15 protein-coding genes are annotated in these 16,771 nt (G+C 65.3%); 8 read left to right on the top strand and 7 right to left on the bottom strand.

Going from position 1 to position 16,771, the window contains the following annotated elements; genetic code table 11:
- Positions 1 to 5 precede the first annotated feature (5 nt).
- On the bottom strand, positions 6 to 650 hold the full coding sequence (locus H4F99_RS11560) for a nucleotidyltransferase family protein (RefSeq protein WP_281369253.1): 645 nt from the start codon (positions 648 to 650) through the stop codon (positions 6 to 8).
- Positions 651 to 855: 205 nt separating this feature from the next.
- Here H4F99_RS11560 and dbpA point away from each other — a divergent pair, with 205 nt between their 5' ends.
- Complete coding sequence (gene dbpA, locus H4F99_RS11555) at positions 856 to 2,256, top strand: ATP-dependent RNA helicase DbpA (protein WP_182669905.1); 1,401 nt, start codon at positions 856 to 858, stop codon at positions 2,254 to 2,256.
- A gap of 39 nt (positions 2,257 to 2,295) precedes the next feature.
- Here dbpA and H4F99_RS11550 read toward each other — a convergent pair whose 3' ends face one another.
- Positions 2,296 to 3,042, bottom strand: a complete 747-nt coding sequence (locus tag H4F99_RS11550; RefSeq protein WP_182669904.1) for a MauE/DoxX family redox-associated membrane protein — start codon at positions 3,040 to 3,042, stop codon at positions 2,296 to 2,298.
- Between the two features lie 234 nt (positions 3,043 to 3,276).
- Here H4F99_RS11550 and H4F99_RS11545 point away from each other — a divergent pair, with 234 nt between their 5' ends.
- Both H4F99_RS11545 and H4F99_RS11540 read left to right on the top strand, forming a co-directional pair.
- Positions 3,277 to 3,756, top strand: a complete 480-nt coding sequence (locus H4F99_RS11545; RefSeq protein ID WP_182669903.1) for a VOC family protein — start codon at positions 3,277 to 3,279, stop codon at positions 3,754 to 3,756.
- A 61-nt stretch (positions 3,757 to 3,817) separates the two neighbouring features.
- Positions 3,818 to 4,258 carry a VOC family protein gene (locus H4F99_RS11540; protein ID WP_182669902.1) on the top strand — a complete coding sequence of 147 codons (441 nt, stop codon included), beginning with the start codon at positions 3,818 to 3,820 and terminating at the stop codon, positions 4,256 to 4,258.
- Between the two features lie 78 nt (positions 4,259 to 4,336).
- Here the strand turns inward: H4F99_RS11540 and H4F99_RS11535 are convergent, their stop codons facing one another.
- From H4F99_RS11535 to H4F99_RS11515, 5 genes are all read right to left on the bottom strand, one after another.
- Entirely contained in the window at positions 4,337 to 5,260 is a 924-nt protein-coding gene (locus H4F99_RS11535) for a hypothetical protein (protein WP_182669901.1), read from the bottom strand.
- 44 nt (positions 5,261 to 5,304) lie between these two features.
- On the bottom strand, positions 5,305 to 7,287 hold the full coding sequence (locus tag H4F99_RS11530; protein WP_182669900.1) for an FG-GAP repeat domain-containing protein: 1,983 nt from the start codon (positions 7,285 to 7,287) through the stop codon (positions 5,305 to 5,307).
- Positions 7,288 to 7,322: 35 nt separating this feature from the next.
- Positions 7,323 to 9,347, bottom strand: coding sequence for an FG-GAP repeat domain-containing protein (locus H4F99_RS11525; RefSeq protein WP_182669899.1), 2,025 nt, complete (start codon positions 9,345 to 9,347; stop codon positions 7,323 to 7,325).
- A 165-nt stretch (positions 9,348 to 9,512) separates the two neighbouring features.
- Entirely contained in the window at positions 9,513 to 11,813 is a 2,301-nt protein-coding gene (locus H4F99_RS11520) for a patatin-like phospholipase family protein (RefSeq protein ID WP_182669898.1), read from the bottom strand.
- Positions 11,814 to 12,026: 213 nt separating this feature from the next.
- Positions 12,027 to 12,359 (bottom strand): Qac family quaternary ammonium compound efflux SMR transporter, encoded by a 333-nt coding sequence (locus H4F99_RS11515; protein WP_182669897.1) that lies wholly within the window; start codon positions 12,357 to 12,359, stop codon positions 12,027 to 12,029.
- A gap of 245 nt (positions 12,360 to 12,604) precedes the next feature.
- On the opposite strand from H4F99_RS11515, the gene H4F99_RS11510 reads away from it, so the two are divergent.
- The 5 genes from H4F99_RS11510 (at position 12,605) to H4F99_RS11490 (ending at position 16,563) form a co-directional block, all read left to right on the top strand.
- Positions 12,605 to 13,327, top strand: a complete 723-nt coding sequence (locus tag H4F99_RS11510) for a transposase (protein ID WP_182669896.1) — start codon at positions 12,605 to 12,607, stop codon at positions 13,325 to 13,327.
- Positions 13,328 to 13,463: 136 nt separating this feature from the next.
- Entirely contained in the window at positions 13,464 to 13,862 is a 399-nt protein-coding gene (locus H4F99_RS11505; protein WP_182669895.1) for a YkgJ family cysteine cluster protein, read from the top strand.
- Positions 13,862 to 14,461 carry a tRNA (pseudouridine(54)-N(1))-methyltransferase TrmY gene (gene trmY, locus H4F99_RS11500; RefSeq protein ID WP_182669894.1) on the top strand — a complete coding sequence of 200 codons (600 nt, stop codon included), beginning with the start codon at positions 13,862 to 13,864 and terminating at the stop codon, positions 14,459 to 14,461. Before H4F99_RS11505 ends, trmY begins: the two co-directional genes overlap by 1 nt.
- A 296-nt stretch (positions 14,462 to 14,757) precedes the next feature.
- A complete protein-coding gene (locus H4F99_RS11495; RefSeq protein ID WP_182669893.1) occupies positions 14,758 to 15,366 on the top strand; it encodes a M15 family metallopeptidase in 609 nt (202 codons plus the stop codon).
- 453 nt (positions 15,367 to 15,819) lie between these two features.
- Positions 15,820 to 16,563, top strand: a complete 744-nt coding sequence (locus H4F99_RS11490) for a tetratricopeptide repeat protein (RefSeq protein WP_182669892.1) — start codon at positions 15,820 to 15,822, stop codon at positions 16,561 to 16,563.
- Positions 16,564 to 16,771 lie beyond the last annotated feature (208 nt).

Raw genomic sequence — 16,771 nt, 5'->3', positions numbered from 1 at the left:
GCCGGCTAATCGAGCACACCGGAGGCCCGAAGGCGCGCCAGCGCTTCCGGGGTGTCGATGTCCTCGGCGAGCGCCGGATTGTCGACGACTGTTCGCGGGCGCGCGGCGAGAACGGTCTTGAGACCGCGATCACCTGTGAGCGACCCGGCCTGCTGCAAGGTCGCGCGGGTTACCACGGCCGGGATGCCGATGGTGCCGGCATAGCCGCTCACGACCTCATGTTCAGGCCGTTCGCGCGCGGCGGCGAGCAGCCGGGCCAGATGGGCCGCGTCCAGCATCGGCTGGTCCACGCCGACCAGCAGCACCTGCCCGGCCCGCTGCGCGGCGACCGCGCAGGCCCCCGCTTTCAGGGAGGAGGCCAGCCCGCTCGACCACCCTTGGTTCACCACCACGGTGACCTGCAGGCCGTCCAGCTCCCCCCGCATCCGCTCCAGCCCCGCGCCGAGCACCACGAACACCGCATCAGCGCCCGTGGCGAGGACCTTTTCGACGGTGCGGCGAAGCAGGGTCACTCCTTCGCGACGCAGCAGTTGCTTGGGCATCCCCAGCCGCCGGCTGCCCCCGGCAGCCAGCACCACCCCGAGATGGCCAGCACCCCCGTTCGCAGCCCTTGGATCGCGCTGTGCAGGCGCCGGTGTCTGCCCGCTCATGCCTGCCCCCGCCTGGATTCCCTGAGTCGGACGCACCGGTATTTCACCTTCCTGCGGCCGGGCGTCGTGCGTGCCGGATCGGACATGACCGGTTCCATGGGACGGAGGGTCGACGCTAGCGTGCCGCGTGGCAAGGCGACGCGAACGCCACGCCACGCCGTCGTCCGCCAGCACCGCTCGCAGCGACCCCGTATCATGCCGCCGCATGACTGACCGCCCCGCCGAGTTCTCCGACCTCCCGCTCGCCCCGGCCCTGCTCCAGGGGCTGGACGCGTTCGGCCACGTGCACATGACGCCGATCCAGGCACAGGGCCTTCCGGCGCTGCTCGAAGGCCGCGACCTGATCGGGCAGGCGCCCACCGGCAGCGGCAAGACCGCCACCTTCGGGCTGGCGCTGCTCCACCACCTCGACCCGTCCCGCATCGGTGTGCAGGCCCTGGTGCTGTGCCCGACCCGCGAGCTCGCCGACCAGGTCAGCAAGCACGTCCGCCGGCTGGCCACCGGCATCCCCAACCTCAAGCTGCTCACCCTCACCGGCGGTGTTCCGCTGGCGCCGCAGCTCGCCTCGCTGGCGCATGCGCCGCATGTCGTCGTCGGGACGCCGGGCCGCGTGCTGGAACTGCTCGGCGCGCGTATCGAAGGGGCGCCCGCACTGGACCTGCGCGACCTGCGCGTGCTGGTGCTCGACGAGGCCGACCGGATGCTCGACATGGGCTTCGAGGAACCCATCCGCAAGATCGTCGGGCGCACGCCGCGACAACGCCAGACCCTGCTGTTCTCCGCCACCTGGCCCGAGGGCCTCGACGCGGTCGCGCACGGGCTGATGCGCGACCCACTGACAGTCACCGTCGACGCCGACGCGCCGCACGCCCACATCGAGCAGCGCTTCTTCGAAGTCGAACCTGCGCGCAAGCCGGCCGCCCTCGCCGGCCTGCTGATCGAGCACAACCCCGAGTCGGCGGTGGTCTTCTGCAACATGCGGCGCGACACCGAAGAAGTCGTCGCCTCGCTCGCCCACCTGGGCTTCTCCGCCGCCGCCCTGCATGGCGACATGGAACAGCGCGACCGCGAGGAAGTGCTGGTGCGCTTCGCCAACCGCAGCTGCCAGGTGCTGGTGGCCAGCGACGTCGCTGCGCGCGGTCTGGACGTCGACGGCATCGGCGCCGTCGTCAACTACGAACTGCCGACCGACCCCGACGTGTACGTGCACCGGATCGGGCGCACCGGTCGCGCCGGCCGGGCCGGCGTCGCACTCAGCCTGGTCACACCGCGCGAACTCGCCCGTGCCCGCGACCTCGAGGAGCGGCAAGGCACGCCGCTGCGTTGGCACAAGGCGCCCATGGCCGCCCTGCGGCCCGGCATGGCTCCACGCGCCCGAATGGCGACCCTGCGCATCGATGCCGGCCGCACCGACAAGCTCCGCCCCGGCGACATCGTCGGCGCGCTGACCGGCGACGCCGGCCTGCCGGGCGATGCGCTGGGCAAGATCGACATCTTCGCCACCCGCAGCTACGTCGCCATCGCACAGGGCAAGGCCGCGCTGGCGCTCTCGCGCCTGCAAGCGGGCAAGATCAAGGGGCGGAAGTTCCGGGTGCGCCGGATATAGCCGCCTGCGCGGGCGTCGTGTCGGGCCTCGTATCGAGCGTCACATCGAGGGCCGCAGCAGCATCCACGCCGCCATCGCCACCATCATCAGGTTCTCCGTCAGCGACACGAACCCCAGCGGCACGCGGCTTCCGCCGCCCACGCAGGCGCATTTCAACTCGCGCCTATCGACGTACACCGCCTTGACCACCGACACCGCACCGATGCCGCCGATGAACAGCGCGACCGGCACCGCGACGCCGACCCACGCGTCGGCCACCATCAGCACGCCGGCCAGCAGCTCCAGGAACGGGTAGAGGTAGCCGTAAGGCACCCAGCGCCGCGCCAGCAGGTCGTAGTTGAGGAACATCGTCGAGAAGGTTTCGACGTCCTGCAGCTTCAGCATCGCAAGCAGGCACATGCTGAATGCGACGAAGTCCTCCGCCCATGCGACCGGCGCCACGCCATCGCCGGACCACCCGACCGCCATCGCGAGCAGGGCCGCGACCGCGAACACGGCGACCACCGGCCGGTAGCTCGTGGCGTCGGGGTCCCGCACGGACAGCCCGAACCACCGTCGCAGCGCGTCATAGCCCCCGATCCGCTGCCCGTCGATGAAGGTCTGCGGCGTGGTCGCCACGCCATGCTCCGCTTTGAACGCATCGGTCTCCTCACGCGTTCGAAGCCAGCGATCGTCCACCCGGTAGCCCTTGCGCTTGAGCAGGTGCACCGTCTTCAACCCATACGGGCAGACGTGGTCGGGCATCACCATGCGGTAGCAGATCGCCGTTCGGGCAAGGTCGGACATGAGGGCCTCCATACGCGGGATGCCCCGACCCTATCGAAACGCCGGGCAAGGCCACGCGAAACCGCGTCCGAGGCACGCGGTAGAGGCGCACGATGGGCCCGCCCGGCTCATACGGAGTAACCTCCGGACGATCCGACGACACATCCACGGGCCGGATGTCGATCCACCCCCACCCCGCTCGTCGTCATGGACAGGCGGGCACCCTGGCCCGCCGACACTGCCAGGAGACCCCGGATGATCCCCAAGAACACCGTGTGCCTGTGGTTCGACGGCGATGCGCTCGATGCCGCCACCTTCTATGCCGCGACCTTTCCCGACAGCTCGGTGGATGCCATCCATCACGCGCCCGGCGACTACCCCAGTGGCCAGCAGGGCGATGTGCTGGTCGTGGACTTCACCGTCATGGGCATTCCCTGCATGGGCCTGAACGGCGGACCGGCGTTCAAGCACAGCGAAGCCTTCTCGTTCCAGGTCGCCACCGAGGACCAGGCCGAGACCGACCGCTTGTGGGACGCCATCGTCGGCAACGGCGGGCAGGAGAGCGAATGCGGCTGGTGCAAGGACAAGTGGGGCCTGTCGTGGCAGATCACCCCGCGCGTCCTGGTCGAAGCCTGGACCGACCCCGACCGCGCCGCAGCCAAGCGTGCCTTCGACGCCATGATGACCATGCGCAAGATCGACGTCGCCGCCATCGAAGCCGCACGCCGCGGCTGAGCCCCCCGGCCGACCCCGGCGGCCTTCCGCGCGGGTCCGGCCCCTTCCCAAGGAGAGTCCCATGAAAATCGTCACCAGCCTGAGCTTCCAGGGCCAATGCCGCGACGCGTTCGAGTTCTACGCCGACGTGCTCGGCGGCAAGATCACCGCCGCCTTCCCGTATGGCGAGGCGCCCCCGGGCATGCCCATCAGCGAAGACAAGAAGGACTGGCTGATGCACTGCTGGCTCGACGCCGGCGACCAGTCGCTGATGGGCGCCGACATGGACACCGAATGGGCGCCCGACATCGACAAGCCCAAGAACGGCTTCGACGTCACCCTGCACACCGACGACATCGACCAGGCCAAGCGCTGGTTCGAGCGCCTGTCCGAGGGCGGCAAGACGGTCATGCCGTTCGAGGAAACCTTCTGGTCGCCCGGTTACGGCGCACTGGTCGACAAGTTCGGCGTGCCGTGGATGGTGAACACGATCCCGTCGGCGGACTGGAAGCCGGCGCACTGAGCGAGGCGTCGGATTGGATCGGGTGCTTCGATAGGCGCGGGGCCGGGGCATGCGTCTCTGCCCCCGCTCCGCCGGAGATCAACGTGGGCTGTCCTGCTGGGGATGCGTGAAGTCCAATGTCCGCGGCACCACCCGCATGCGGAAATACACGCGGCGTGTCTCGTTGGGGCCCGACAGATGACCGGTCCATTCGCCATCCCGGCTCCAGACCCGGCTGTCCGCGCTGACCTTCATCCCCTGCGGCGGCGCGCCGCTCACGCCCGGTTCTGCGTGCGGATCCCCCATGCAGATGGAGAGCCCCCGGGTGCCGAACTCATGGTCATCCGTGCCATAGGTCTTGATGGCGAGGGCCGAGTACGCGTCCCCCACGATGTCGGGACCTGAGTCCTGCTCGAGGTGCTTCCCGTTCAGGCGACCGCTGCTGCGTGAGGTCCCTGACAGTGGCGCGATGAAGCGGATGCCGACGCATGCGCCATTCGCGTTCGTGTCGTCCCGGACGGTGACCGACGCCACCTCGAGGCGTTCAAGCGGCCCCTTGAAGTCGACGTCCTCGCGCATGGTCGTGCCCTCGACCTCGATGGTCCTCGTGGCCTGGACCATCGCCTCGCCGCGACTGACGACCGGGAATGGGCCGACCTCGTCCTCCGCATAGGGGCGCAGCTCGAACTGCGTGTAGCCGTACTGCTCGCTCATGCATGCGAGCTGGCTCGACGTGCCTTCGACACGCGAGCGTCCGGAGAACGTGTGCCGGACGTCGGGGAACACGCTCTCCATCTCGTGGCTCGCCTCGTAACGCAGCTCCATGTCCAGCTGGATCAGGTCGCCCATCGGAATCCGCTCTCCGGTCTCGGCATCGGCGGAGGTGCACGCCAGGGACACTGCATCACCGGAGGGCACGCCCGGGTCATGCGGGGCCTCCGGTGCCGCGTCACCGCCGACATCGCAGCCTGCGACAAGGCCAACCAGGACCAGTGCGGTCAATCCGTGCACGCGTACTTTCATCCAAGGACCGCCTTCTGAAGTGCTTGAGCAACTCGATAGCGACGCTACCGGACAACGTTCCACATCGAGTTGACGGTGGCCTCCGGCCTCTGGAAATCGCGATCCGCGGTGAACCAGACGGTGTTGCTTCCGGTCTGCTCGTCGCGCCAGAACAGGTCACTGACGCCGTCACCATCGTAATCGCCGACCGCAGCGATGGTCCAATTGGTATTGGTCACCGCGACGACCCCTTGCTGGTTCCCATAGTCGGCCGATAGCCAGATGGTATTCATGCCCGTGCCCACGTTTCGCCAGACGATGTCATCGGCGCCATCGTCATTGAAGTCTCCGATGCCCTGGACCTGCCACTGGATATTGGTCACGGCCCGTATGGGCTGCAGTGTCCTGAAGTGCGCAGAACGCCAGATCGCGTTCCGACCGGAGGTGGCATGGCGCCAGAGAATGTCCGCGCGCCCGTCACGATCGAAGTCGCCCACGCCAGCCACCTGCCAGCGCAGGTCCGTCACACCCCGCACGGATTGCTGGCGCTTGTAGTGGGCTGACTTCCAGATGACGTTGGCACCATTGCGGGCGTTGCGCCACAGGAGATCGGACTGCCCGTCGCCATCGAAGTCCCCTGCCCCTACGACCTGCCAGTCCCGGTTGCTGACGGCCGTGATGGTTGTAGGCGCGGAACCTGCCTCACGAAGCTGGTTGGCCCCCGTCGTCGTGTTCCGCAGGAATACTTCACCGACCCCGTCACCGTCGAAGTCACCCGTGGCCTGGGCCTGCCATGCCGGATCGGCGAAGCCGATCGTCTGGGTGGTCGTACTGTCCGCGGAAAGCCAGGCCACGTTCGCGCCCGTCACCCGGCGCCAGAGCACGTCGGATACGTAATCGCCATCCAGATCGTTGGCGATCGGATGTCCCGGACGCCCATACATAAGGCTGATGCCAAAGGAGTTCGCCACCGCGAGATCCATGTAGCCGTCATGGTTCAGGTCTCCCAGCGAGTAACCTTCCGGAAAGGCCTCGACGGGCACCTGGAAACGGTGCTCGCCTTGCGAGAGGCCGTTCGCGCTTCCCTTGTAGAGGCCCACTGACATCCAACCGGAGTGCCCCACCAGCAGATCCTGGTATCCATTTCCATCGAAATCGTACGCCAGCAAAGCGCGCGGGATATCGTGGGTTGTCAACGTCCTTGAGAGGGCCAGGTGGCCAGTCGCATCCTGCTCGTAGACCAGGATCGCCGCGCACGGCGTATTGCAGGGCATGGTCACGATCACTTCGTTCGCGCCATCGCCATCCAGGTCTACCGCTTCGATGCTGCCGGAACGAACGTGGTAGCCCGGCGGATAGGAATACGACGTCCCCGGCAAGAACCCGCGCACCCCATCATGGGGATAGACGAAGAACGTGCTGGAAGTATTGGCGGCCAGCAACAGGTCCGGCTTGTCGTCACCCGTGACGTCCTTCAATCGAGCCTGGGTCACGTAACGCAGCTCTTCGAAACGTGGCCAGTGCGCGGATGTCTGCATGTAAACCGGCGCGCCCAGATGACCGGTGGGCGCGCTGTAGTAGATCGATGCATCGCCATCGCGCCCATGACACAGAACGTCCGAGCGTCCATCCGCATCAAGGTCCGCAGAGGCCATGAACCAGCACGCATTGGCCGAGGGATGGTTCTCAATGCTGAGACCGGTGCCGTTCCAGCGGTACACCGTCAGGCCACCGGCGTGCCCGAGCAGGATCTCCTGGACCCCATCCGCGTCGATGTCCGCATGCGAGACCGTGAGATAGAACACACCATCCTCGCCATAGCGCACCGGGGATCCGAGCGTGCCGGACGCATCCTGCAGCAGGACCTCGAAATATCCATGCTGGATGACGGCCATGTCGTCCCGCCCGTCACCGTTGAAATCCGCCGTGGAAACGGCGAACGCACCACCGGCCCACCTCAGGTCCATCCGGGGCTCGAATTCGAACCCACCCGCATGCAGAGGGAGCTGCGCCGAGAGCCACAAACCAGCGGCAAACAGGAGTCGCATCAAAATGGGGATCCTCATCGCAGGCAAACCCGTACTCATGGCAGCAACCGCAAGGCGCCGCCCGCTTCCATGGGCGCCACGGACTGTTGCGTCTTGTAATCAGCGGACCTCCAGATGACATTGGCGCCGGTCCTGCTGTTCCGCCAGAAAAGATCGCTCACGCCGTCACCGTTGTAGTCGCCCACGGCCTCGATCGACCAGCTCCGGTTGGTCACGGTGACCACGTTCTTCCGGGTCCTGTAGTTGCCGGAAAGCCAGATGACGTTGCCGCCCGTTTCGGTCTGGCGCCAGACGATGTCGTCCTGGCCATCACCATTGAAGTCGCCGACGCCCTGGATCTGCCAGCGCGTATCGGTGACAGCCGTGACAGCGCGGCGCGTCTCGAAGCGTCCGGAGGGCCAGACGACGTTCTTGCCGGAGCTGGCATGGCGCCAAAGGATGTCCGAACGCCCATCACCGTCGAAATCCCCCACCCCAGCCACGTGCCAGCGCAGGTCCGTGACGCCACGGGTGGCCTGTTGGCGCCTGTAGTCGCCCGACATCCAGATCACATTGGCGCCCGTGCGGCCATTCCGCCACAGCAGGTCCGATTCGTCGTCGCCATTGAAATCCCCGGACCCGACCACCTGCCAGTCCTGGTTGGTCACCGTCCTGAGCGGACGTTCGTAGAACCCCGAGAGCAGGACCGCGTTCTGACCGGTATCAGCGTCGCGCCAGAACACGTCTGACGTGCCGTCACCATTGAAGTCGCCGAACACCTGCACCTGCCATGCCCCGACCTTGTGGACAGGGCATGGCAATGCACATTGTCGCCATGCCTCTACATCCGCCCACTGCCACATCATCACCTCAGAGGTGAAGGACCTCCAGAGCAGGTCAGAGACGCCATCTCCATCGAAGTCGCTCGATGGAATCCGGCGTATGTGGGGACGACAACCCTGCAACAGCAGGACACCGGAATACGTTGCTGCAGCCAGATCGATGCAGTCGTCGCCGTCCAGGTCCCCCAGGGCGAGCGCCTTGGATGTTCCCAGGAGTCGGGCGTACTCCACCTGGTTCCCGAACCCCGGCAACTCGTAGCGCACCGGCTGTGTGAGGCCGGGACCTCCCGCGCCCAATACCGTCACGGCATGAAAGTAGAAGTGACCCGCAAGCAGTTCCGTATCGCCATCGCCATCCACGTCCGCCGTCAGCAGTGCGGTCGTACTGTCGTAAGTCGGCCGCCGTTCCGAGAGTGCGAGATAACCATTCGCCTGGAGGCGATAGATGTTCAACATCGCATCGGGCTGGTTGTCCGGACTGGCCGTGACGACCTCGTTGATGCCGTCGCCATCCAGATCCAGCACTTCCAGCCCTGCCGCCCAGATGCCCCGGGAGGACGGCGGGTGCGGATACCCCGTCCCGTGACCGAAGCCCCCCGCGCCATCCCCGGGATACACGAAGAAATTGCCGACACGGGACGCCGTGACAAGCAGGTCCAGGTGGCCGTCGTTGTTGACGTCGGCCAACCTTACGCTACCCAGATCCGGCTGGCTCCCGAACGTACCGACCCCCGTGAGCAACTGCAGGGTCGAACGGAATCCCCCGCGGCCATTCCCATAAAGCACGGTCGCGCTGCTGGGAGTGCCGATGCCGCTATGGCACAACACATCCACGTGGCCATCGGCATCGACGTCACCGTCCGCCAGGTAGGCGCAGCCATAACGGACCCATCGGCTCTCCATTACCGTCAGGGTGTCCGACGCATACTTCACGATCGTGAGGTCGGTCGTCCCCACGAGTATTTCCCGGGCCCCGTCGTCGTCCAGGTCCACGAACGCCACGGGGTATCCCCAGGCCACCGCCTCCGGAAGGTCCAGTCCAACCGGTCGCGCCAGAGAACCGTCGGCGCGCTGAAGGTAGAGCTCCAGCCGGTGCTTCTCGGGGAAAATATCGTTGATGACGGCAAGGTCGGCCCGCCCGTCACCGTTGGCATCGCCGATCGCCACGCTGCTGGCTGTTTCGCGCGCCAGGGTCAGTCGGGTGGCAACACCGAAGGAAAAATCGGTCGCCATCGCCATTCCCGTCATCCCGATCCAACACAGGACGACCCAACCCAGCTTGCGCATACCTTTGCCCCCGATGCTCCGGCTCCGCCGCCGGTCCCTGCGCCGGAGAGTAGAGGCAAACCCGGGCGCCCGCAATTGCATCCCGACGTCGCGGAACGGTCCCTCTACAGTCTCCCCCTACAGCGACTCCCCCAGCTCGAGGAAGAACAGGTTGCCGCCGCCTTCCTTGAAGCCCATGCCGAAGATCAGCGGGCCGACCCAGGAGTCGAAGCCGATGAACAGGCTGCCGTTGAACAGGCCGTCGTCCAGCGCCATGTCGTGGCGGTCCTGCCAGGCATTGCCGTACTCGACGGTGCCGCCGACCTGCGCGGAGCGGCCGAACCACTCGCCCAGCTCGTAGGTGTAGCCGGCGAAGCCGAGCGCGTAGGCCTGGCCGGTCAGCTGGTTGTGCTGGAAACCGGCCAGCCGCCAGCGTCCGCCCAGCCGGTACAGGCTCTGCACCGGCGCCACGCCATCAACGGTAGCGTGGTAACGGGCGCCCAGCTGGAGCGAGTGCGCACCGAAACTCTGCGCGGCGAAGACATCCACGTCCGCCTGGTCGAAGTCGGTGTCCGAGCCCAGCCAATCGCGCGAGGTCGTGTACGCCGCCCGCATGAACACGCCGTCGCGCGGGAAGAACAGGCTGTCGATGTCATCAACCTCGACCATGAACGTCGCCGCCCCTTCGTCGAAGGACAGGTCGGGCGCCTGCGGGCTGCCGATCTCCTGCGACGCACTGCCGCGATAGCGCGACAGCCCCACCGACACCGCTACCGTGTTGCCGAAATTGCGGACCAGCGACGAGGTCAGCCCGTAGCGCCTCACCCGGTAGCGGTCGGTCTTGTTGCCGGTGTCGTCGAAGATGTTGATGTTCTGGCTCTGGAAGCCGCCGATCACGTCAAGCGCATGGCGACCGCGCACGTCGAACGGGTGGTAGTAGCTGCCGGTGAGCCCCGGCTCGCTGCCGATCTGCAGCACCACCCGGCCTTCGCTGCCGATCGACGACAGCGGCGAGAACAGCAGCGCGGCGCGCAGGTTGTTCTCCTGGTTGCCGCGCAGGTCATCGCTGACCGACAGGCCGGCCTCCAGGTAGGTCGGGCCGTGCGGCTTCTCCACCGCGGTCACCCGCACGCCCTGCTCGCCGTCGCGATCGATGCGCTGGTACGAGATGCTCGACAGCGTGCCCAACCCGTAGGCCTGCTCCAGACCGTGGTGCATGGCGTCGGCATCCAGCACCTCGCCCTCCTCCACCGGCAGGAAGGCCCGCAGCACCGCGTCGTCGTAGCCGGTGCGGTTGTCCATCTCGACGAAGGCGACCGGGCGCGGGTCCGGCCGGGCGGCCCGGTGGCGCGCCTGGAATGCGGCATAGGTCGACGCATCCACCGACAGCCGCGCCAGCGACCCGCCCGCGGCGTCCGCGGCCTCGCGGCCGATCTGCAGCGCAAGCCCGGCCTTGTCGAAGTCGGCACTGGCCACGTCGTCGCCCAGGTCGGGGGCGATCAGCACGTCATCGGGCCCCAGCGTGGCCAGCTGTTCGGCCGCGTTGCGGGTGGTCAGGAAGCCGGTCATCTGGTCGATCACCTCGAGCAGGCTGATGTTCCGCCCGTGCGTGCCCAGCGGCGTGCCGACATCGACCGCGATCACCCGGTCCGCGCCCATCGCGCGCACCACGTCCACCGGCACCTGGTTGGCGAGGCCGCCGTCGAGCAGCATCCGGCCATCGACTTCGACCGGCCGCATGATCGCCGGCAGCGACATGCTCGCGCGCATCGCCAGCGGCAGGCTGCCACCGTCCAGCACCACCGCCTCGCCGGTGTTGACGTCGGTGGCGACCGCGCGGAACGGGATCGGCAGGTCGTCGAAGCTGCCGGCCACGCGGGTGCTGCCGGTGGCGTCCTCGAACAGCGCCATCAGCTTGATGCCCTCGCTTAGCCCCGCGGAGATCGACACGCCCTCGCCGTCCAGGCCCAGCCCCAGCGTGGTCAGCCGCGTGTAGTCCTCGGCCTTGCGTCGCAGGGTGCGCTCCTGCCGCGGCAGGCCGTCGGCGAAGGTGGCCTCCCAGTCGGTCTCGCGGACGATGTCGGCGATCTCCGCCGGCGTCCGCCCGGCCGCATACAGCGCACCGACCAGCGCACCCGCACTGGTGCCGGCGATGCAGTCGACCGGCACCTGCAGCGCCTCGAGCTTCTCAAGCACGCTGATATGGGCGATGCCGCGCGCACCGCCACCGCCCAGCGCCAGACCGATGCGCGGCCGGTCGTCACCGGGCAGGCGCTCGCCGCAGGTGGCCGGCGGTGCCGGCGCGGCGGGGTCCGGTGCAAGCGGCGGCGTGCCGTCGGTCGCGTGGGCAACGGACACCACGCCCAGCCCCAACAGGCAGGCCAGCAGCAGGTTGCGAAAGCGGCGGGCCGGCACGCGCCCGCCCTTGACGGTGGGCATCCGAAGGCCCGTCGAGAAGTCGATCAATGGTGTTCCCCGGTTTCCGCGCCACTATCGCATGGGTCCGGTAGCCGGCCCATGAAGCACTGACCGTCACGTGCTGAGCAGCGTCCACGCCCGATCAGGACGAAGCCGATCCCAGAGACGATCGCATCTTGTTGCCAATCTCACCGGAAAGCGGAAGGTTTCCCGGCCGGGACTGGGCGATGCATGTCAATGCGTGCCGGCTTTCGACAGCAGGTTGAGCACCGCCACTCCGCTGACGATCAGCCCCATGCCCAGGAACGCCCACGCGTCGAGCTTCTGCCCGTGGAAGGCCCAGGCGATCGCGGTCACCAGCACGATGCCCAGCCCCGCCCATATGGCATAGGCGATTCCTACCGGGATGGCCTTCAGCGCCAGCGACAGGAAATAGAACGCGACCCCGTAGCCCACGACGACGACAACGGAAGGCAGCGCCTTCGTGAAGCCTTCGCTGGACTTCAGCGCCGACGTCGCGACGACCTCCCCTATGATCGCGATGGCCAGGAACAGCCAGTTCTTCATGCCACGTCTCCTCTTCGATCGGCAGGGCGAATCCTGCCGGTTGCGAGGGGCATGGAACAGTCTTGTCGTGGTGGGGATTGTGTGTGCACAGCGTTGCGCGAGCCTGACATTTGAGGCCGGTCACGCACGAGAACCAAAACCGGGGTCAGAGTGGAGTTTTCTGACACGACGGCGGGCCATTGACCGGTTCCGGCGGTAACGGCCCCGCACTAGCCTGAGCGCTCTCCCTCCGCACGGACGCGCCCATGCCCCGACACGCCCGCATCGACCTGCCCGGCATTGCCCAGCACATCGTCCAGCGCGGGAACGACCGCCAGCCGTGCTTTTTCACCGACATCGACCGCGTCCGCTACCTGCAGGACCTGCGCGAACTGACACTGCGCCATGGCTGCGCCGTGCATGCCTACGTGCTGATGGGCAACCACGTCCACCTGCTCGCGACACCCCGGGAAACGGGACAGGTCCCGCGCCTCATGCAGGACCTCGGGCGCCGGTATGTCCGCTACGTCAACGACCACTACCATCGCACCGGCACGCTGTGGGAGGGCCGCTACAAGTCCTGCCTCGTGGCGGGCGACCGCTCCCTGCTGCAGTGCCAGCGCTACATCGAACTCAACCCCGTCAGGGCCCGCATGGTCGCCGACCCCGCCGACTACCGCTGGTCCAGCCATCGCCACACCGCCGACGGCCACCCCGACCCGCTGATCCATCCCCACCCCGCCTGGCGGGCGCTGGGCGATGGGCCCGATGCATGCCGTCGCGCCTGGCGCGCCGCCGTCATGCAGGCCGTGGACCCGGATGAGACCGACGCCATCCGCCTGCACCTGCAACGCCAGCATGCCTACGGCCCCGATCGATTCCGCCGCGCCATCGAAGCGCAACTGGGCCGACCCGCCGGCCCCAGGAAGATCGGCCGTCCCCGCAAGTGCCCCGCCCCACTCGACCCGCCGGGGAAAAGTCGACTCTGACCCCGGTTTTCCGCGGCACGGGTGTAAGCTGCCCACGCACCATCGCCGCATTCGCGCGTCCCCTCCGACTGTCGTCGCCGGATCGCTCCCTCCACGCGTGACCGCCCCTCGTGGGCGTCGCTATACGGGAGCCCCCATGCCAGGCCATTGCCGCCCAGCCCCGCCCAATCCGACCGACCCGCACGGCCCGACGCCGGGCGTCGCGGACGATCGCCCGCTATGCAGCCGCTGCGATGCGGTGTGCTGCCGGCTGACCGTGGTGCTGCAGGAAGGCGACCGCATCGCCAGCCACCTCACCACGCATACCGAGGCCGGCCTGCACGTGATGGCGCGCGACGAGGACGGCTGGTGCGTCGCGCTCGACGGCGTGCACATGCGATGCTCGATCTACGAACACCGCCCGGCGGTCTGCCGACGCTTCGAAATGGGCGGGCCCTATTGCCTGGCCATCCGCGAGGATTACCGTCGCCACGGCCCGGGTGCCGTACCCGACCACGACCCCCACCACACCACCGATACCAACTCGAAAACCTGATGCGAACCTTCGTCCTGAAGGCGCGGGCCGCGCCCACCGACAGCCGCAAACTGCTGGCCGAGGTCGGAGGCGACGCCCATGCCGAGATCCTCGCGCACACCCTGATGAACGCCATTTTCGTCGCGCAGTCGCACCGCGCCGACGTGGTGGTCTACCTGGTGCTGGAGTCCACCCCGGACTTCTCCCGCACCATTCGCTTCGATTCGAACGCGCTGAGCGACATCGGTGGCTTCAACGAACAGGCGCTGCTGGCCAAGGTGGCCCGCGCCCTCGACGCATCGCGCGGCATGGACAAGGAGCAGTCGCGCGAGGTCGAGCCCGGCATCAGCGTGCAGACCCTGAGTTTCGAGCGGCTGGTGCAGCGCCTGGCCGAGGACCACCCGCTGTTCGTGATGGACCGCAAGGGCACGCCGATCCGTGACCAGGTCTTCGACGGCAATGCCTGCTTCCTGCTGACCGACCACATCCCGATGCCGAAGAAGACCTTCCACAGCCTGGACCGGCTGGGCGCAAAGCGGATCTCGCTGGGCAGGACGATGCTGTTCGCGTCGCAGTGCGTGGTGCTGATCCACCATGAGCTGGACCAGCGGCTGGGCTGAGACCTCGACGTTCCATCTAGATCGCTCCGCAGGAGGCTGGCAGCAGTGAAACCTCCGCGTCGACGCCCTCAAGCACTTCAGAGAGGTCGTCAAAATGGCCCGCCCAGGATTTTCGGCCGCTCTTGGGAAGCCGTTGCGCTTGGAGCATGGCGGTGACAGTCAACTCCGAATCTTGCATCTCGAAGCAAGGCCATGCCGTGCCCATCTCAGGAGCTGTCCGGCCTTCGTCCGCCCTTGCGTTGTGCAAATTAGACCACGCCATCTGGCGTGTGCTGAGGCCAAGAAGGGCTCCTCGCATGAAGATCGACGAGATGATTCGTGCTGTTCAGAAGAAGCTTGGGGTTCACGCTGATGGTCGCGCCGGCCCAGAAACCTGGGGAGCTATACACCAAGCGATCGTAAAGCCTCAATTGAAGCCGCGTATCGCATTCATGGGGTCTGGCGACCGAGCGAACGAACGCAGCGAGGAGGTCATTGAAACCTTGCTACCGCATGTCCGGCCATATGCAAGAGCGCTCTACTTCAATGCGCAGAACGACGGCATCAACATCAATGTCATCAGTGGGACCCGCACATATGAAGAGCAAAATCGCCTCTATGCACAGGGGCGTGAGAACGCGAAACAAAAATTAACGAACGCTCGTGGCGGCTACTCTAATCATAACTTTGGGATCGCATTCGACATTGGCATATTCAGCGGCAATCGTTACCTAAACGAGTCACCTCTATACAAGGCGGTTGGAGCGCTTGGCATGGAGCTTGGGCTCGAATGGGGAGGAAACTGGAAAACATTGGTAGACCAACCACACTTCCAACTTCGACCTGAGTGGGCGACAAATATGTCGGAGCGGTCAATGCTCGCTGAATTGCGTCGACGAGCCGAAGTTGGCGATAGCTACGCTTAGTCGAAGCACGGCGAAAGCCCGTTATCCCATAGAGCAAACATCACAAGTCCAGAGAAGATAAAAGCAGCCAAGCACAGAGCTCGGTAACTCGAACTCCGCTCATCACTTACATGAATCGCGCGGAACTGAATTAAAGATTCAAGACGGCGAGGAACCAAGAAATGCGGGAACGGAACAAGATTGACGTAACGACGTCCGCATTGCTTCGGATTCATAAAGCAAATGCACTTGAAAGGAAAATATATCTCGCCCTTTCAACAACAGCATTTGTTGTGCTTATTAGCGTGAGTATGCATGCCTACTTTACAGGAGCCATGTCAGCGGCATCCTTAGTGCCGCTTTTTGCTGCAACTGGCGTTATCGGAATTTGCATATCACGAATCCTTAGCATGTGGAGGGATTGCATACAAACGATACTCGCCGTAATAAACTCAGAGGCAGGAATTCCAAATGATGAGCGCTAGTTTTGAGGATCGCCTCGCCGAACTGGCCACGAAGAGTAGGCGCACCTTACTCACCACTCTGGTTTTCGTCATATCAATTGTGATAGGTATATGGTACCTAACAAGCAATTCAATTAAACTTAAGAACACCATCATTCAGCAAGAGAGAGTTATTGCTGAGAACAAGTCAATAATAGAGCAGGACCGCGCAACGCTAGCACAATTGTCATCAGAGATTGATAAAAATAAACAGACAATGACGCACATAGAGTCCGGCATCAGGTCACTGCTCGTTAGAAATTATCCTAATGCTATCCAGGAGTTCAAGGCATTTCTAGAACTTAGGCCCGAAGATTCCTCGGCGCTAAATTATCTTGGTTATTCCGAGTATCGTTATTGGCTCGTGGTAAGAAAGGGGACAAAAGCAGAAGACGTACTTCTCGCTAGTCAGCTGGCGCAAGCAGCAGAGGAGCATCTCCGTGACGCAGTGGAGTTGTCAGATGGAGACAATATTTGGCCCCTCTACAATCTGACGCTGTTTCTTTACCAATCAGAAAGGGGTGATGAAGCCGCAACTCGACTCAAGATCCTTCTGGATAACCATGACTTGGCACTAGGGTATCTTTGCAGTGACGGACAGTTCAGGCGATTTCGATTAGCTAGCACTACTGGCCCCGAGTTCGCTCGAATCGTATCTGAGGCCGCAGCGAATGCGAATATGGCCAATTGTTGGGTTGTCAGCGGAAAGGAGTAGAACAGCATGCGAGCCGGCACCCGTGTTTCTTTGCCTAGTTGGATCATGAGCGCTGCCAGGAAGTCCCTCTCAGTCTGGGCCCGACGCCCCCCCACCTCCAGTAGCGGAGCTCTTTAGAGTCCGGGTTTCATCGTAGCGGCTTTGGCCGCCAACTGTTCGGCATATTCGGTCGGGGTCAGGCCGCCCAAGACCTTCTTCGGTCGCTCCT

It is taken from the genome of Marilutibacter penaei (assembly GCF_014145395.1).
GTDB lineage: Bacteria > Pseudomonadota > Gammaproteobacteria > Xanthomonadales > Xanthomonadaceae > Marilutibacter > Marilutibacter penaei.
This window is presented reverse-complemented; position numbering and strand designations above follow the sequence as displayed.

What these genes read in the sequence shown, in the direction of transcription:
- H4F99_RS11560 (WP_281369253.1), bottom strand. Translation starts at nt 650, where the DNA reads ATGAGCGGGCAGACACCGGCGCCTGCACAGCGCGATCCAAGGGCTGCG.
- dbpA (WP_182669905.1), top strand. Translation starts at nt 856, where the DNA reads ATGACTGACCGCCCCGCCGAGTTCTCCGACCTCCCGCTCGCCCCGGCC.
- H4F99_RS11550 (WP_182669904.1), bottom strand. Translation starts at nt 3,042, where the DNA reads ATGTCCGACCTTGCCCGAACGGCGATCTGCTACCGCATGGTGATGCCC.
- H4F99_RS11545 (WP_182669903.1), top strand. Translation starts at nt 3,277, where the DNA reads ATGATCCCCAAGAACACCGTGTGCCTGTGGTTCGACGGCGATGCGCTC.
- H4F99_RS11540 (WP_182669902.1), top strand. Translation starts at nt 3,818, where the DNA reads ATGAAAATCGTCACCAGCCTGAGCTTCCAGGGCCAATGCCGCGACGCG.
- H4F99_RS11535 (WP_182669901.1), bottom strand. Translation starts at nt 5,260, where the DNA reads ATGAAAGTACGCGTGCACGGATTGACCGCACTGGTCCTGGTTGGCCTT.
- H4F99_RS11530 (WP_182669900.1), bottom strand. Translation starts at nt 7,287, where the DNA reads ATGCGACTCCTGTTTGCCGCTGGTTTGTGGCTCTCGGCGCAGCTCCCT.
- H4F99_RS11525 (WP_182669899.1), bottom strand. Translation starts at nt 9,347, where the DNA reads ATGGCGATGGCGACCGATTTTTCCTTCGGTGTTGCCACCCGACTGACC.
- H4F99_RS11520 (WP_182669898.1), bottom strand. Translation starts at nt 11,813, where the DNA reads ATGCCCACCGTCAAGGGCGGGCGCGTGCCGGCCCGCCGCTTTCGCAAC.
- H4F99_RS11515 (WP_182669897.1), bottom strand. Translation starts at nt 12,359, where the DNA reads ATGAAGAACTGGCTGTTCCTGGCCATCGCGATCATAGGGGAGGTCGTC.
- H4F99_RS11510 (WP_182669896.1), top strand. Translation starts at nt 12,605, where the DNA reads ATGCCCCGACACGCCCGCATCGACCTGCCCGGCATTGCCCAGCACATC.
- H4F99_RS11505 (WP_182669895.1), top strand. Translation starts at nt 13,464, where the DNA reads ATGCCAGGCCATTGCCGCCCAGCCCCGCCCAATCCGACCGACCCGCAC.
- trmY (WP_182669894.1), top strand. Translation starts at nt 13,862, where the DNA reads ATGCGAACCTTCGTCCTGAAGGCGCGGGCCGCGCCCACCGACAGCCGC.
- H4F99_RS11495 (WP_182669893.1), top strand. Translation starts at nt 14,758, where the DNA reads ATGAAGATCGACGAGATGATTCGTGCTGTTCAGAAGAAGCTTGGGGTT.
- H4F99_RS11490 (WP_182669892.1), top strand. Translation starts at nt 15,820, where the DNA reads ATGAGCGCTAGTTTTGAGGATCGCCTCGCCGAACTGGCCACGAAGAGT.